Source organism: Bordetella genomosp. 5, assembly GCF_002261315.1.
Classification (GTDB): Bacteria; Pseudomonadota; Gammaproteobacteria; order Burkholderiales; family Burkholderiaceae_B; genus Bordetella.
The window spans coordinates 224,564-239,943 of the sequence record NZ_NEVP01000001.1; the positions used below are offsets into that span (position 1 = coordinate 224,564).

The 15,380-nt window shown below is 65.3% G+C and carries 11 protein-coding genes and 1 pseudogene; 3 read left to right on the top strand and 9 right to left on the bottom strand.

Annotated features, from left to right (window positions below; translation table 11 throughout):
- Positions 1-6: 6 nt before the first annotated feature.
- The 8 genes from CAL25_RS01035 to rpmH all read right to left on the bottom strand — a co-directional run bounded on the left by CAL25_RS01035 (position 7) and on the right by rpmH (position 8,387).
- A complete protein-coding gene (locus CAL25_RS01035) occupies positions 7-1,152 on the bottom strand; it encodes an acyl-CoA dehydrogenase family protein (protein WP_094798088.1) in 1,146 nt (381 codons plus the stop codon).
- 44 nt (positions 1,153-1,196) lie between these two features.
- The gene (locus CAL25_RS01040) at positions 1,197-3,284 is read right to left on the bottom strand and encodes an acetate--CoA ligase family protein (RefSeq protein ID WP_094798089.1); all 2,088 of its coding nucleotides are present in this window, start codon (positions 3,282-3,284) and stop codon (positions 1,197-1,199) included.
- An 11-nt stretch (positions 3,285-3,295) separates the two neighbouring features.
- Positions 3,296-4,651 carry an MmgE/PrpD family protein gene (locus CAL25_RS01045; RefSeq protein ID WP_094798090.1) on the bottom strand — a complete coding sequence of 452 codons (1,356 nt, stop codon included), beginning with the start codon at positions 4,649-4,651 and terminating at the stop codon, positions 3,296-3,298.
- Positions 4,652-4,778: 127 nt separating this feature from the next.
- Positions 4,779-5,678, bottom strand: coding sequence for a LysR family transcriptional regulator (locus tag CAL25_RS01050; RefSeq protein ID WP_094798091.1), 900 nt, complete (start codon positions 5,676-5,678; stop codon positions 4,779-4,781).
- A 25-nt stretch (positions 5,679-5,703) separates the two neighbouring features.
- Positions 5,704-7,410 (bottom strand): membrane protein insertase YidC, encoded by a 1,707-nt coding sequence (gene yidC / locus CAL25_RS01055; RefSeq protein ID WP_094798092.1) that lies wholly within the window; start codon positions 7,408-7,410, stop codon positions 5,704-5,706.
- A 46-nt stretch (positions 7,411-7,456) separates the two neighbouring features.
- A complete protein-coding gene (gene yidD / locus CAL25_RS01060; protein WP_094798093.1) occupies positions 7,457-7,744 on the bottom strand; it encodes a membrane protein insertion efficiency factor YidD in 288 nt (95 codons plus the stop codon).
- Positions 7,741-8,127: a ribonuclease P protein component gene (locus tag CAL25_RS01065; protein ID WP_094798094.1), complete on the bottom strand. Its 387-nt coding sequence runs from the start codon at positions 8,125-8,127 to the stop codon at positions 7,741-7,743. The genes yidD and CAL25_RS01065 overlap by 4 nt, the downstream gene beginning before the upstream one ends.
- A 125-nt stretch (positions 8,128-8,252) precedes the next feature.
- Entirely contained in the window at positions 8,253-8,387 is a 135-nt protein-coding gene (gene rpmH / locus CAL25_RS01070) for a 50S ribosomal protein L34 (RefSeq protein ID WP_005017166.1), read from the bottom strand.
- Between the two features lie 504 nt (positions 8,388-8,891).
- On the opposite strand from rpmH, the gene dnaA reads away from it, so the two are divergent.
- From dnaA to gyrB, 3 genes are all read left to right on the top strand, one after another.
- The gene (gene dnaA / locus CAL25_RS01075; protein ID WP_094798702.1) at positions 8,892-10,415 is read left to right on the top strand and encodes a chromosomal replication initiator protein DnaA; all 1,524 of its coding nucleotides are present in this window, start codon (positions 8,892-8,894) and stop codon (positions 10,413-10,415) included.
- Between the two features lie 2 nt (positions 10,416-10,417).
- Positions 10,418-11,527: a DNA polymerase III subunit beta gene (gene dnaN / locus CAL25_RS01080; RefSeq protein ID WP_170948355.1), complete on the top strand. Its 1,110-nt coding sequence runs from the start codon at positions 10,418-10,420 to the stop codon at positions 11,525-11,527.
- 97 nt (positions 11,528-11,624) lie between these two features.
- Positions 11,625-14,072 carry a DNA topoisomerase (ATP-hydrolyzing) subunit B gene (gyrB, locus tag CAL25_RS01085; protein WP_094798096.1) on the top strand — a complete coding sequence of 816 codons (2,448 nt, stop codon included), beginning with the start codon at positions 11,625-11,627 and terminating at the stop codon, positions 14,070-14,072.
- Between the two features lie 59 nt (positions 14,073-14,131).
- On the opposite strand, the pseudogene CAL25_RS01090 reads toward gyrB, so the two are convergent.
- Positions 14,132-15,352 (bottom strand): annotated as a pseudogene (locus CAL25_RS01090) (IS3 family transposase).
- Positions 15,353-15,380: the final 28 nt, after the last annotated feature.

Genomic DNA, 15,380 nt, shown 5'->3' on the forward strand with positions numbered 1-15,380 from the left:
GCTGCTTTACTGACGCTGCGGGAAGCTGCGCTCGAACACGCCTTCGGCGATGCGGTTTTTCAGGATCTCGATCGAGCCGCCGGCGATCATCCAGCCGCGGCAACGACGCACGCAGTACTCGACCAGGGATTCGCGGCTGTAGCCCATGCCGCCCATCACCTGCAGCGCCTCGTTCGCGACCTCAAACCCGATCTGGTTGCAATAGGCCTTGGCAATCGCGGTCTCGGTTGCGTCCGGGAAGCCGGTGTCCGCTTTGGTGGCCGCGCGATAGAGCAGCAACTGCGCGGCGTCGAGCTTGATGCGCATGTCGGCGAATTTCCATTGCAGGCCCTGGAACTCGCACAACAGTTTGCCGAACTGCTTGCGCTGCAGCGCCCAGCCCCGTGCCTCTTCGTAGGCATAGCGCCCCAATGCCAGCGAGCGCGCGGTGTTGCCGATGCGTTCGACGTTGAAGCCCGCGATCTGCTTCTTGAATCCGCCCTCGCCCAGAACGACCATCTCGTCCGGAATGTAGACCTCGTCGAAGTGGATTTCCGCCCAGGCTTCGTCCGACATGAAGGTGGAACGCTTGCCGAGCCTGACGCCGTCGGCGCGGGTTTCGATCAGGACCGAGCCGATACCTTGCGTGCCCGGGCCGAAGCGCACATAGGCCAGAATCAGATCCGCGTGAGGGCCGTGCGTGGTGAAGATCTTCGAGCCGTTGATGCGCCAGCCCTGGCCGTCGCGCGTGGCACGCGTCTTGAGTTCGGTGACGGCAGAGCCCGCATCGGGCTCGGTCATGCCGACCGCGATCAACATGTCGCCCGCCAGCAGTCGGCTCAAATAGGCTGCTTTCTGCTTCGCGCTGCCGTACTCGGCGAGCACGCGGATCGCGCCGAAGTTGCCGGCCTGCACCACATCCGCGCTGCGTGGGCAGACCGAAGCGACCGTCTCGATCGCAATGACGGCATCCATGAGCGAGCCGCCCACGCCGCCGTCCGCTTCATCGATCGTGATGCCGAGCAGGCCTTGCGCCGCCATCTCGCGCGCGACCTCCCAGGGATAGGCGTCGGCGTGGGCGCGCTCCAGCGCACCGGGCTTGAGTGCCTTTTCGGCGTAGCGGCGCACCGCATTCTGGAAGTCGCGTTGTTCAGCAGTGAGTTCGAAGTTCATGGCAGTCCGAATGAACAAGTCTGTGGATAAGAAGAGAGGCGCGGCTACGCGCTCAGGCGCAGCAGGCCGTCGACGGCGATCACGCCGTCGGCGCACACGAACAGCGGATTGATCTCGGCCTCGGCAATCGTGGCGTCGGTGCACGCCGCGAGCTGCGAGAAGTCGGCGATGGCGCGCGCGAGCGCGGCGCAGTCGCCGGGCGGCAGCCCGCGGAATCCACGCACCAGCCGCGTGTGCCGCACCGCGTGGATCATTTCCCAGGCGCCGGCTTCGTCGATCGGCGCGAGCCGCAATGCGATGTCGGGGGCCAGCTCGGCGTGGATGCCACCCGCGCCGAGTAGCACGGTCGGACCTGCGAGCGGATCGTCGCGATAACCCAGGATGAACTCCGCCAGGCCCTGGCGCATCTCCTGCACCCGCAGCCCGTCGATGCGGGCAGCCGGCGCGAGGCGCGCCACATTGGCCTGGATGTCGGCGGCGGCGGCACGCAACGCCTCGGCGTCGCGCAGATTGACGCGCACCGCGCCGATATCGGTCTTGTGCGCGATATCGGGCGAACTGATCTTGGCCACCACGGGATAGGCGAGGCTGTGCGCCGGCGCGTCGGCGGATACCAGCTCGGCACGCGCGACCGGCACGCCGAGCGACGCGAAGATCCGGCTGCTCTGGTGCTCGGTGAGCATGCCGTTGCGCGGCATCCCGGACGGCCATTGCCAGGTACGCGGGTCGGCCGGTGCGCGGCCCGGACTCGCCAGCAAGGCGGCGAGCGCGTCGGCGCACGCCTCGGGCGTGCGGAACGCGGCGATTCCGGCCTCGCGCAAACGGGCAAGCGATTGCGGCGCATCGGGCGCGAGAAAAACGGCCAAGGGCTTATCCACAGGTTTGTCCGCGGCTTCGAGCGGCTCGACGACCAGCTGCGGGTGGAACTGCGCGGAGGAGCCGGCCACGCTCAACACCGCATCGCACCAGTCGGCGCGCAGCAAGGCCTCGAGCAGATCGCGGTACTGCGTGCTGGTTGCGGCCAGCGTGAGATCGATCACGGGCGTTTCGCGCAGACGCAGGCCTCGCTCGGCCATGCGCGCGATGAAATCCGGGGGCGGTGCCACCGCAACCAAACCATGCAGCCCCAGGTTGTCGACGACGGTGGCCGCGCCGCCGCCGGTGGTGGTAATGACGGCCACACGTGGCGCGTCGGTTCGCTCACGCCGGCTCGCCTGATAGCGGCGCGCCAGCGGCGCCAGCTCGAACAGTGCTTCGAGCGAGCGCACGCGCATGACGCCATGCGCGCGCAGGAAGGCGTCGACGGCGGCATCGTTGCCCGCGAGCGCGCCGGTATGCGTGCTCGCCAGCGCGTCCCCTTGCGCCGACTGGCCCAGCTTGTAGGCGATCACCGGTTTGCCGGCCGCACGGGCCCGTGCCAACGCACGCGCCATCGCCGGCGCGTCGCGCAGCGTCTCCATGAAAAGCAGAATCACGCGAGTCTGCGCATCGTCCACCAGCGCATCCACGACTTCGCCCACGCTGATGTCGGCTTCATTGCCCACCGACACGGAACGCGCGAAACCGAAGCCGCGCGCCGCCGCGCGAGAGAGCAGTGAGCCCATCATCGATCCGCTTTGCGAGACCAGGCTGATGTCGCCCGGGATCAGATCGTCGGCCTCGAAGACCGCGTTCACCGACAGGATCGCACCGCCATGCAGGTCCGCGCATCCGATACTGTTGGGGCCGAGCAGTCGCAGGCCGAGCGCCCTCGCCTGACGCACCAGCGCCTCCTGGCGCAGGCGCCCGGCTTCGTCGCTTTCGGCGAAGCCATCGGAATAGACGGTGACCACGCGTGCGCCGGCGCGCGCGCACGGCTCGAGCAGCGCTTCGACCTGCGCGCCGGGCACCATGATGAACACATGCTCCACCGCTTCGGGCAACGCGTCGAGCGTGGGCCAGGCGCGTTCACCCAGCACCGTGTCGCGTGCCGGGTTGATCGGATAGACGCGGCCGCCGTATCGGTGCTTGCGCATGAAGCGCAGCGGGCGGGCCGTGTTCTTGGCGGGATCGGCCGACGCGCCGACGAGCGCCACGCTCGCGGGCGCGAGCAGCGCCTGGGCACACAAGGTGCCCGGTTGTGAAGAAGTCATGGCGCGTGTCCTCAGACGGTGGCGGGGTCGGCGGCGAGCCGAAGGTCGGCCACGCTCAAGGTGTCGAGCCGCCAGATGGCGTCGCGCAGGGCCAGCATGCGGGCGCTGCCGAGCACGGGGCCGGCAAGCTCGGCGAACTTGTCGTCGAGTTCCGCATCCGACAGCGGCGACTCGGGATCGCCCTTGCGATACGGCGCCTCGTGGCGCAGCGTGCGGCCGTTCTTGAGCGTGATCTCGACGTGGGCGGCACGTTGCCGCGGAAACCCCGCCGTCAGCGCCGGATCCTCGCGTAGCGTGAGGCGGCGCATGAGCGCGCGCAACGCCGGGTCGTGCAGGCGCGCTTCATCGAACGCGGACAGGCGCACCGAGCCGTGCAGCAACGCGTGGCTGACCACATAAGCCAGGCTGAACTTGGCCTCGAATGCCGTCACCGGCTTGTCGTTGCCCGTTACGTCGATGGCCGTGCGATAGCTGCGCACGTCGATGTGCTCGATCTCGTCCGGCAGCACGCCCTGCGCGCGCAGCGCGAGCGCCGCGTCGATGGCGGCAAAGGTATGGCCGCAGCAACCATGGTTTTTCTGGGTGATGCGCGTGATGTTGTAGACCTGGCCCAGGCCTTCGGTGGCGCGCTGCCACTCGACCTGACCGGCCAGCGCCGCGCCGAATCCCACCTCGCCCTCGAGGATGTCGGGAACGCCGGTGATGCCGTTCGCGGCGCCCAGTGCGGCGCGCACGCCCACGTTGGCCGCATTGCCGGCGTGCAGCGCCTTGCTCATGGCGTCCGAGCGAAACGCCTGCTGCAGACCGGCCGCCAGCGTGGCGGCGGTGGCGATGGCATGACGCATCACATCGGCCGATCCGGGCGCGAGCATGGCGGCCCCCGCCGCGGCCGCGCCCAGGCTGCCCACCGTGCCGGTGGTGTGAAAGTAGCGGTAATGCGCCGGCTGCATCGCGGCGCCGATCCGTGTGGATATCTCGTAGCCGGCCACGACGGCGCGCAGCAGCGCGAGGCCGTCGGCCTGACGCGCTTCGGCCAGCGCCAACGCGGCGGAGATCGTCGGGCAGCCGGGGTGATAGACCGCATCGCGGAAGATGTCGTCGAACTCGACGGCGTGCGACACGCTGCCATTGATCCAGGCGGCCGTCGCCGGCAAGGCGGTGGTGCCGCAACCGGGCAGGCTGCTCGCGCCCAGGCCGAGTTCGTCGCGGTGGGCCGCCAGGAGCTGCGCGCAGGGTGCGGTGCGGGTACCCGGGTACAGCGCCGCCAGCCAATCGAGCACGGCCCGTTTGGCGTGGTGCATGACGTCCGGGGCCAGGGGGGCGCGCGCGTCATGCGCGCCGTAGTCGGCCAGCGTGTCCAACAGCATGGTGTCTCCCGTGGCGGTCGGAGTGCCGCCTCGAGATTCCAATCTACGCAAGCCGTGGGGGCCGAGGATTGAAAAAAAGGAAAGCCAGCGTTCGTGTCGTTCTGGCCGGGCCCTTGCCGCAACGGCGTCAGCCCGCGTCGGGCGGCGCCACCAGGGTATCGAGGAGGTCGGCGGCGGCGGCGTTGAGGCTGCCGATGTCGCGCACGCAGGTGTAGAACTGGCGTTCGGCCCAGGCGTCTTTCAGGCGCAGCAGCACGAGCCCCATGCTGCCGAGGTAGTTGGCGGCAATGCGCTCGGGCACGACGCCCACGCCCAGCCCCTCGCGGATCATGCGGCAGCGGGTCTCGAAATTGGCCACTTGCATGCGCACGGTGGGCGGACGCGAGAGCGACTGGCCGGCGTAAGCCAGGAACTGGTCGAGCGAATGGCGCGGAAAGTATCCCAGCAGGTCGTAATCGAGCGCTTCTTCGAGGTAGAGCTCGCCGCGCTGCGCGAGCGCATGGCCGACAGGCACCACGAGCCCGACGCGGTCGCGCCGGAACGGAAACGACGCCACGCCGGGCACGGGGTGCACCGCATGATAGATGCCGATATCCACCGTGCTCTCGGCCACCAGGCGGGCGATATCGAAGCTGTGCGCCTCGATCAGGTCCACGCTGACCTGCGGACGCGCGGCCAGAAACCGGCCCATGATGGACGGCAGGAACTGCAGACTGGTGGAGGGATTGGCGGCGAGCCGGATGCGCGCCTGACCTTCGGCCGAATACTGGTCGATGGCCTGTTCGGCGAGCTGCACGCTTTTGAGGATGGCCTTGGCACGCTGATAAAGCAGCATGCCCGCCGGGGTGGGCTCGACGCCGCGACCGTGGCGCACCAGCAGGGTGCGGTCGAGGTGGCGTTCGAGTTCGGCGACGCGTTTGCTGGCCGCCGAGGTGACGAGATTTTCGCGTTGTGCCGCGCGGGAGAGGCTTTTTTCCTCGATGGCAGCGACGAAAATCTCAAGCGCGGGCAGGTCCAGCTTTTTCATGAGCCAGCCCCGCCCGCGCCCGTCATCAGCTGTTGGCCGCCGACGCGGTCTGACGTTCCAGACGGCGCGTGATGGCCCACTGCTGAGCGATCGACAGCGCGTTGTTCACGCACCAGTACAGCACCAGACCGGCCGGGAAGAAGAACATCATCCCGCCGAAGACGAGCGGCATGACCATCATCACCTTGGCCTGGATGGGGTCCGGCGGCGTCGGGTTGAGTTTGATCTGCAGGAACATCGTGGCCATCATGATGGCGGGCAGGATGAAGTACGGATCACGCACGGACAGATCCTGCACCCACAGAATCCAGGGGGCGCCGCGCATCTCGACGCTGGCCAGCAGCACCCAGTACAGCGCGATGAACACCGGGATCTGCACCACCATGGGCAGGCAGCCGCCCAGCGGATTGATCTTTTCGGTGCGGTACATCTCCATCATGGCCTGGTTGAGCTTCTGGCGATCGTCGCCGTACTTCTCTTTCAGGGCCTGCAGACGGGGAGCGACCTGCTTCATGCGGGCCATCGAGGCGTAGCTCTTCGAGGCGAGCGGGAAGAACACGGCCTTGATGATCATCGTGAGGGCCACGATGGTCCAGCCCCAGTTGCCCAGCAGGCTGTGCAGCCAGGTCATCAGCGCGAACAAGGGCTTGGCGATGATGGTGAGCCAACCGTAGTCGACCACCAGCTCCAGGCCGGGGGCCACGGCTTCCATGGCCTTCTGGTCTTGCGGACCAACCCACAGTTGCGCATCGACGGCAGCCGTCGCGCCCGGGGCGATCTGGCCGACCGGCTCGATCGTGCGGGCGGCGTACAGGCCCGGCTGCAGTTGCAGCAGGTCGTTGGTGCGCTGCTTGCCTTGTTGCGGCACCCAGGCGGTCGCGAAGTAATGCTGCACCACGCCGATCCAGCCGTTGTCGGCCTGTTTGACGTAACGCGCCTTGCTCTTTTCGATGTCGCCGAAGGTGATCTTCTGGAACTTCTCCTGTTCGGAGTAGACCGCGACGCCGGTGAACGTGTGATAGAAGCTCGACGTGCCGGCGGGATCGTTGCCATCGCGCTCGAGCTGCAGATACACGGACGGCGTGATCGGCGCCTGACCGATGTTGGCGAGCTCGTGGCGCACCTTGACGTCGTAGCTGCCGCGGTTGAGCGTGTAGGTCTTGACGACGCGCACGCCACCCGATTCGCCTTCGAAGCGCACCACCAGGGTGTCCTGGCCATCCTTCAGCTCACGGTCCGTGGAGGTGAGGCGGAACGGCGTCAGGTGGGTCGGGAACGATTCGCCGGCCGGCGCGCCCACGACGCCCGTCTGGGCCACGTAGGTGAGCGCGGGCGAGCGATCGAGCAGCACCATCGGCTTGGGATCGTCGGTGCTGGTCGGGTACTTGAGCAGTTCGGCACGCACGAGCTGGGCGCCGACCGGATCGAAGGTCATGCGCAGCACGTCGGACGACACCACCACCTGCTCGGCGCGCACGGCGGCCGGGGTGTTGCTGCCGGGCACCGAGGTCGGCGCGGCGGCGCCGGTCGCGGCCGGCACCGAGGCGGCGGGGGCCGCGGCATTCGGAACCGAGCCGTTGGCCGCCGGGGTGTCGGCGGGCTTGGCCTGCTGTTCGCTCGCCGGGGCATTGCCAAACAGCGACGGCTTGCCGCTATGGACTTGCCAGTTGTTCCAGAGGAGCAACAGCGAGAAGGAGAAAATCATCCAGAGGACGGTTCGTCGGATATCCATGGTGCCTGGGGAGTGAATGCGGGCAGCAAAGCCCGGCAGTTTAGCGTCAATCGTGTCCGGTGCGGTGGTGATGCGTACAGCAGGGTTGGCCGGTCGGACCCGAGCTGGATGAATCCGAGCCAGGGGGAACCGGATCGTATCCGCCCGCCGTCCAGGGATGGCAGCGGCCGATACGACGCACGGCCAACCATAGACCACGGCCCGGGCCATGACGTTCAATGGCTTCGATGGCGTAGGCCGAGCAGGTCGGCGTAAAACGACACTGCCGGCCGATCCAGGGGCTCAGAAAAAACCGGTAAAACCGGATCGGCGCGATCAGCAGAGCCCGCATCATCGCCGTATCCGCCCGAAGTGAGCGTCTACTTCGGCGCGAGCGGCCAATTTCAGTTGGGTCAGCGTCGTGGGACTGACCTTGCTGTGGAGCCGGACCACGTAGTCTTGCGGCGGCAGCGCCAGGCGCTGATGCCGGAACGACTCGCGGATGACCCGCTTGAGCGCGTTGCGGGTGACGGCCAGCGCGGCGAAGCGCTTGGCGATCACCAGGCCCAGCCGGGCACAGGAAACCGGCGCACCGTCTTGGGGTGCGCTGGCCTGACCGGCGGGAGCGGCGCTCACAATGAACATCGCCCCTCGGGCCAACCGGCGGCCTTTGAGGGCTGCGGCAAACTCGGAGGGGCGATGCAAGCGCGCCTCCGCGGGAAGCGTGGCGCGCGACATGGCAGACAGCTTGGCCTGTTGCCGGGAATCAGCAGGTACTACGGGTGAAACAGTGGCGCTGGCTTGCGTGGGCCTGCCAGGCCGTGTGATTCCGGGCAACGTGGTGCAAGTCCGGGAAACCGGACTTAGACGGCCAGACGCTTGCGGCCCTTGGCGCGGCGAGCGTTCAGGATGGCGCGGCCGGCACGAGTCTTCATGCGCAGGCGAAAGCCGTGGGTACGCTTGCGACGGGTAACGGAAGGTTGGTAGGTGCGTTTCATGGACAGTCCACAAAAAGAACAAAAGTCAGAAGGGGAGACCCTGCCCGACGGGTTCAGCGAATCCGCTCCCGGGCGGGTATCCGGATATCCACATGCGAGAGCACGGGCCGGACGGGGCTCGGGGTGGACAACTCGACGACAAAACCCTAAAGCAACAATAGGCTTAATGCGGCTAGGGAGAGATCGTGCAGGTCATCCTGCGTGGCGTGGCGACATACTTGCCGTGGCAGTCCCAGGAGTATCCGACGTACCTTCCCGAGAAGCTCGGGGGCGGCACTTGGCTTACGCTGGCGTCACATTCGGCGTCGCACATGGATGTCGAGGACACCCATCGCCTGATTCCAAAGAACCTTCTGACAGACAGAATTCGGAAAAGCCCACCATTTCAGCAAGTTTTCCGTTCCTTGTCAAACAGTTAGGACGGCTGCGCGCAGGGCCGCGGACGGGGGCCTGTGGATAACCCATGCCCAGAAAGGGTAGAATCGAGGTTTGAACAAGAGCGACATGAAAGAATTCTGGCAGACCTGCGTCAGTCGTCTTGAGCAGGAACTCCCCCCCCAACAAATCAGCGCGTGGATCAGACCGCTGGTCCCGCTTGCCTTTGACGAAGCGCAGGCGGTGCTGCGCGTGGCTGCCCCCAATCGTTTCAAACTCGATTGGGTCCGCAAGAACTTTTCACATCAGATCGAGGCGCTTGCAACCGAATGGTTCAAGCGTCCGGTACAGGTGTTGTTCGAGTTGCCCAGCCACAGCGCCACTCCACGCATGCCCATCACGCCCCGCGCTCCGGTTGCGCCGCCGGCGCCTTCGGCCGCGCCCGCGCCGCAGTCGGCGGTCGCCGCCGTGACCGCGCTCGCGGCGGCAGCCACGGCCAATGCGGCGCACAACGAGGCGGCCCACATGGCCATCCCGTCGCCGCCGTTCTCGCCGGGTGCGCCTGCCGCGCCCGCGATGCACGCGCCTGGCGCGCCGGCGGCCGCCGATGCGGCCAACATCGTGTACGAGCGTTCGCGCCTGAACACCGACCTCACGTTCGAGAACTTCGTGACCGGTAAGGCCAACCAGCTCGCACGCGCCGCCGCGCTGCAGGTGGCCGAGAATCCCGGCATCTCGTACAACCCGCTGTTTCTGTACGGCGGCGTCGGCCTGGGCAAGACTCACCTCATCCACGCCATCGGCAATGCGATGGTGGCGGCCGGCACCGGCGTGCGTGTGCGCTACGTGCATGCCGACCAATACGTGTCCGATGTGGTCAAGGCGTACCAGCGCAAGGCGTTCGACGATTTCAAGCGCTACTACCACTCGCTCGATCTGTTGCTGATCGACGATATCCAGTTCTTCTCCGGCAAGAACCGCACGCAGGAAGAGTTCTTCTATGCGTTCGAAGCGATGGTGGCGCAGCGCAAGCAGATCATCATCACGAGCGACACCTACCCGAAGGAGCTCGCCGGGATCGACAGCCGTCTGATCTCGCGCTTCGATTCGGGCCTGACGGTCGCGATCGAGCCGCCCGAGCTCGAGATGCGGGTGGCGATCCTGTTGCGCAAGGCCGAGTCCGAGGGCGTGCCCATGCCCGAAGAAGTGGCGTTCTTCATTGCCAAGCATCTGCGCAGCAATGTGCGCGAGCTCGAAGGCGCCCTGCGCAAGGTCCTGGCCTATGCGCGTTTCCATGGCCGCGACGTGCTCAATGTCGATGTCTGCAAGGAAGCCCTGAAGGACCTGCTGTCGGTATCGAATGGCCAGATCACGGTCGAGAACATCCAGAAGACGGTAGCGGATTTCTACAAGATCAAGGTGGCCGACATGTATTCGAAACGCCGGCCCGCCAATATCGCCCTGCCGCGCCAGGTTGCCATGTACCTGGCCAAGGAGTTGACGCAAAAAAGCCTGCCCGAGATCGGGGACTTGTTCGGGGGTCGGGATCACACCACGGTGCTGCACGCCGTGCGCAAGATCTCCGACGCCCGCGCCAAGCAAGCCGAGCTTAACCATACCCTGCACGTGTTGGAACAAACTCTAAAAGGATGAACATGCAACTCGTACAAACCACACGCGATGCATTGCTGAAACCGCTGTCGACTGTGGCGGGCATCGTCGAACGACGCCATACCCTGCCCATCCTGGCGAACATCCTGATGCGCAAAGAGGGCAACAAGGTCGCGTTCATTGCCACCGACCTCGAAGTCCAGATCACGACGCATGCCGATTTTGGTGTGGGGCAGGACAACGAATCCACCACGGTTGCCGCGCGCAAGCTGCTCGACATCCTGAAGGCCCTGCCCGACACGGGCGAGGTCAAGCTCGCGCTCGCCAGCAACAAGCTGTCGGTGCAATCCGCCAAGAGCCGCTTCGCGCTGCAGACGCTGGCCGCCAGCGAGTTCCCCACCGTGGCTCAGCCCGAGCAATGGGACGTCTCGCTGACCATGCCGCAGCGCACGCTGCGCCACCTGTTCAACATGGTGCACTTCGCCATGGCCCAACAGGACATCCGCTACTACCTCAACGGCATGCTGCTGGTGTTCGAACCGGGCCGCGTGCGGGCCGTCGCCACCGATGGTCACCGCCTGGCGCATTGCGCCACCGAGGCTGACGGCATCGCCGAGCGCCACGAAGTGATCGTGCCGCGCAAGACCGTGCTCGAGATGCAGCGCCTGCTCGAAGACTCCGACGAGCCGGTTTCGCTCGACGTCGCGCCGGGCCAGATCCGTTTCCGCTTCGGCGATGTGGAGCTCGTCTCCAAGCTCGTCGAAGGCAAGTTCCCCGATTTCTCGCGTGTGATTCCCACGAACTACACGCGCCAGTTCAACGTCAGCCGCGAGGCCCTGCAGGGCAGCCTGCAACGTGCCGCCATTCTGACCACCGACAAGTTCAAGGGCGTGCGCCTGCAGCTCGGTCAGAACGTCATGAAGATCTCCTCGTCCAACGCCGAGCAGGAAGAGGCGCAGGAAGAGATCGACATCGACTACGGTTACGAGGCCCTGGACGTCGGCTTCAACGTCAGCTATCTGCTCGACGTGCTGGCCAACGTCAAGGTTGAGAACGTGCAGTGGTCGGTGATGCCCGATGCCAACGCATCGGCGCTCATCACCCTGCCCGACGACGACCAGTTCAAGTACGTCGTCATGCCCATGCGGATCTGATCCGCACACCGGATGGGTAAGTGCCGCCGGCGGGCTTCGTGCCCGCCCGTGGTTCTGGCCGCGAGGTCGTACTTTATAGCGTTATCGAACACAGACTATGTCAGATCAAAACACCACTCCCGGCAGCGGCTACGGCGCTGATTCGATCAAGATGCTCAAGGGGCTGGAGGCCGTGCGCAAACGGCCCGGCATGTACATCGGCGATACGTCCGATGGCACCGGCCTGCATCACATGGTGTTCGAGGTCGTCGACAACGCCATTGACGAAGCCCTCGCCGGCTACTGCGACGACATCGTCGTCACCATCCATACCGACAACTCGATCTCGGTTACGGACAACGGCCGCGGCATCCCGACCGACATCCACAAGGATGACGAGTTCGGCCGCAGCGCCGCCGAAATCGTCATGACCGAGCTGCACGCCGGCGGCAAGTTCGACCAGAACTCGTACAAGGTGTCGGGCGGTCTGCACGGCGTGGGCGTGTCCTGCGTCAACGCGCTGTCCGAATGGCTGCGCCTGACCATCCGCCGCAACGGCGAAGTGCATCAGATGGAGTTCCGTCAGGGCGAGCGCGTGGCGCCCCTGGCCGTGACCGGCACGACCGACAAGCGCGGCACCGAAGTGCGCTTCCTGGCCGACCCGATCATCTTCAACAACATCGAGTACCACTACGAGATCCTCTCGAAGCGTCTGCGCGAGCTGTCGTTCCTGAACAATGGCGTGAAGATCCGCCTGATCGACCAGCGCCAGGGCAAGGAAGAGAATTTCGCGTTCTCGGGTGGCGTGCGCGGCTTTGTCGAGTACATCAACCGCACCAAGACCACGCTGCACGGCAACGTGTTCGCCGTGGCCACCGAATCGTCGGCGGGCGGCGTGCCCGTGGGCGTCGAAGTGGCGATGCAATGGAACGATAGCTACAGCGAAAGCGTGCTGTGCTTCACCAACAACATCCCGCAACGCGACGGCGGTACCCACCTGACGGGTCTGCGCGCCGCCATGACGCGCGTGATCAACAAGTACATCGGCGACAACGAGCTGGCCAAAAAGGCCAAGGTCGAGACCACCGGCGACGACATGCGCGAAGGCCTGGCCTGCGTGCTGTCGGTCAAGGTGCCCGAGCCCAAGTTCAGCAGCCAGACCAAAGACAAGCTGGTGTCGTCCGAAGTGCGTCCGGCCGTCGAAGACGCCGTGGCGCGCTCGCTCGAGAGCTGGCTGCTCGAGAATCCCAACGACGCCAAGGCGCTGTGCGGCAAGATCGTCGAGGCCGCCCGTGCCCGCGAAGCCGCCCGCAAGGCGCGCGAAATGACCCGCCGCAAGAGCGTGCTCGAAGGCGCGGGCCTGCCGGGCAAGCTGGCCGACTGCCAGGAAAAAGATCCGGCGCTGTGCGAGCTGTACATCGTGGAGGGTGACTCGGCAGGCGGCTCGGCCAAGCAAGGCCGCGATCGCAAGTTCCAGGCCATCCTGCCGCTGCGCGGTAAGGTGCTGAACGTCGAGAAGGCGCGTTTCGACCGCCTGATCGCGAGCGAGCAGATCGCCACGCTGATCACCGCGCTGGGCACCAGCATCGGTCCGGATTTCAACATCGACAAGCTGCGCTATCACCGCCTCATCATCATGACCGACGCGGACGTCGACGGCGCGCACATCCGTACGCTGCTGCTCACGCTGCTGTATCGCCAGATGCCCGAGCTGGTCACGCGCGGCCACATCTACATCGCGCAGCCGCCGCTCTACAAGGTCAAGGTCGGCCGCGAAGAGCGCTACCTGAAGGATGACGCCGAAGAAGCGACCTTCATGTTGCAGCTCGCACTGAAAGACGCCGAGCTCACGCCCTCGCAAGGCGCCACGCCGATCAACGGCGAGGCCCTGGGCGAACTGGCTCGCCAGTACGTGCTGGCCGACGCGGTGATCTCGCGTCTGTCGCGCGTGTTCGACGTGGCCGCCCTGTCGGCGATGGCCGAAGGCGTGGAGATCAATCTCGACGACGCCGACAGCACCGCCCAATCGGCCGCACGCCTCGAAGAAGCGCTCAAGGACGCGGCCGTCGGCAACGGCGTGAAGGTCGTGCCCGAGTTCGACGAAGCCGCCGAGAAACACCGCCTGTCGATCCAGCGCATGCATCACGGCAACGTGCGCGTGAGCATCATCGACGCCGACTTCGTGGGCGGCGCCGATTACGCCGTGCTCGCACGTTCGGCCAAGACCTTCCTGGGCCTGATCGGCGCCGGCGCCATCATCGCCCGCGGTGAAGGCGACAAGCGCAAGGAACAGTTCGTGTCCGATTTCCGCGAAGCCATGCAGTGGCTGCGCACCGAAGCCGAACGCGGCCTGTCCAAGCAGCGCTACAAGGGTCTGGGCGAAATGAACCCCGAGCAGCTCTGGGAAACCACCATGGATCCCAAGGTGCGCCGCCTGCTGCGCGTGCAGATCGAAGACGCCATCGCGGCCGACGAGGTCTTCACCACGCTGATGGGCGACGACGTCGAACCGCGCCGCAACTTCATCGAGACGCATGCGCTGTCGGCGGGGAATATCGACGCGTGATGCCGCTGTAGGATCCCGTTGGAATTTAGATTTTTCCCGATAAATCTAGATTTCTGAAGTCAAAACCCAGCCGGCAGCGGCTGGGTTTTTTTATTAATGGCGAGGGGGCAATCTGATGACTTGATGGCCGGCTTTTGCCGGAATGACCTGCTCCCAGACTTAGTACGACATCGACATAGAGTCCAGGGTTAAAAACCGTTGTTGCTGATGAGCCTGAACAAACTGCTCCGGCGTCAAATATCCAAGCGCGCTATGCGGGCGTTCGGTGTTGTACTCGACGCGCCAGTCTTCGATCAAGGATTTGGCCTGGCGCAATGATAGGAACCAATGCTCATTTAGGCATTCATCGCGGAATTTTCCGTTGAAGCTCTCGATGTATGCATTCTCCACGGGCTTGCCTGGCCTGATGAACGACAGCTTGACGCCGACCTGATAGGCCCAAGCGTCCAAGGCCCTGCCGACAAACTCCGGGCCGTTGTCCACGGTGATGGATTTGGGCAGCCCACGCAGTTCCGCAAGCCGTTGCAGCACCAGGGCCACCCGCAATCCCGGCAGTGATGTATCGACCTCGATGGCAAGGCACTCGCGCGTGTAGTCATCGACGATGTTCAAGCATCTGAACCGGCGGCCATAGGCCAGGCCGTCGGACACGAAGTCCATCGACCAGCTCTGATTCGGCGCCGTCGCAACGGGGCGAATTACCCGTTCTGCGGGCGCGATGCGCTTGCGGCTACGCTTACGCACGCTCAAGCCTGCCTGGCTGTAAAGCCGCCAGACCCGCTTGTGATTCGTCTGCCAGCCTTCACGGCGCAGCAGAACATGGATGCGCCGATAGCCGTAGCGCCGTTTGAGCGCTGCTATTTCCTTCATGCGCTCGGTCAGCACTACATCGCCCGTACGCTTACTTTCATAAGTGAACAGCGATCGAGAGATGCCTACCAGCCCGCAGGCCCGGGTGATACCCATACCGCGCTCGGTCATCAACGTCCTGACCGCTTCGCGTTTGGCCTGCGGGCTTGCTACTTTCGGCTTAGGAGGTCCTGAAGCGCAGCCTTGTCCAACATCGATTCAGCCAACAGCTTCTTGAGCTTGTTGTTCTCTTGCTCCAGCTCCTTCAATCGCTGGGCGTCAGAGACGGTCATCCCGCCGAACTTTGCCTCCCAGTTGTAGTACGTCGCTTCCGAGATGCCGTGCTTGCGACACAGGTCCGCCACCCTGGCTCCTGCATCGGCCTCCTTCAGCACGCCGATGATCTGTTCTTCCGTGAATCGCTTCTTCATTGCCGTTCCTTGTTGAACGGACTCTACA

What these genes read in the sequence shown, in the direction of transcription:
- CAL25_RS01035 (WP_094798088.1), bottom strand. Translation starts at nt 1,152, where the DNA reads ATGAACTTCGAACTCACTGCTGAACAACGCGACTTCCAGAATGCGGTG.
- CAL25_RS01040 (WP_094798089.1), bottom strand. Translation starts at nt 3,284, where the DNA reads ATGACTTCTTCACAACCGGGCACCTTGTGTGCCCAGGCGCTGCTCGCG.
- CAL25_RS01045 (WP_094798090.1), bottom strand. Translation starts at nt 4,651, where the DNA reads ATGCTGTTGGACACGCTGGCCGACTACGGCGCGCATGACGCGCGCGCC.
- CAL25_RS01050 (WP_094798091.1), bottom strand. Translation starts at nt 5,678, where the DNA reads ATGAAAAAGCTGGACCTGCCCGCGCTTGAGATTTTCGTCGCTGCCATC.
- yidC (WP_094798092.1), bottom strand. Translation starts at nt 7,410, where the DNA reads ATGGATATCCGACGAACCGTCCTCTGGATGATTTTCTCCTTCTCGCTG.
- yidD (WP_094798093.1), bottom strand. Translation starts at nt 7,744, where the DNA reads ATGATGCGGGCTCTGCTGATCGCGCCGATCCGGTTTTACCGGTTTTTT.
- CAL25_RS01065 (WP_094798094.1), bottom strand. Translation starts at nt 8,127, where the DNA reads ATGTCGCGCGCCACGCTTCCCGCGGAGGCGCGCTTGCATCGCCCCTCC.
- rpmH (WP_005017166.1), bottom strand. Translation starts at nt 8,387, where the DNA reads ATGAAACGCACCTACCAACCTTCCGTTACCCGTCGCAAGCGTACCCAC.
- dnaA (WP_094798702.1), top strand. Translation starts at nt 8,892, where the DNA reads ATGAAAGAATTCTGGCAGACCTGCGTCAGTCGTCTTGAGCAGGAACTC.
- dnaN (WP_170948355.1), top strand. Translation starts at nt 10,418, where the DNA reads ATGCAACTCGTACAAACCACACGCGATGCATTGCTGAAACCGCTGTCG.
- gyrB (WP_094798096.1), top strand. Translation starts at nt 11,625, where the DNA reads ATGTCAGATCAAAACACCACTCCCGGCAGCGGCTACGGCGCTGATTCG.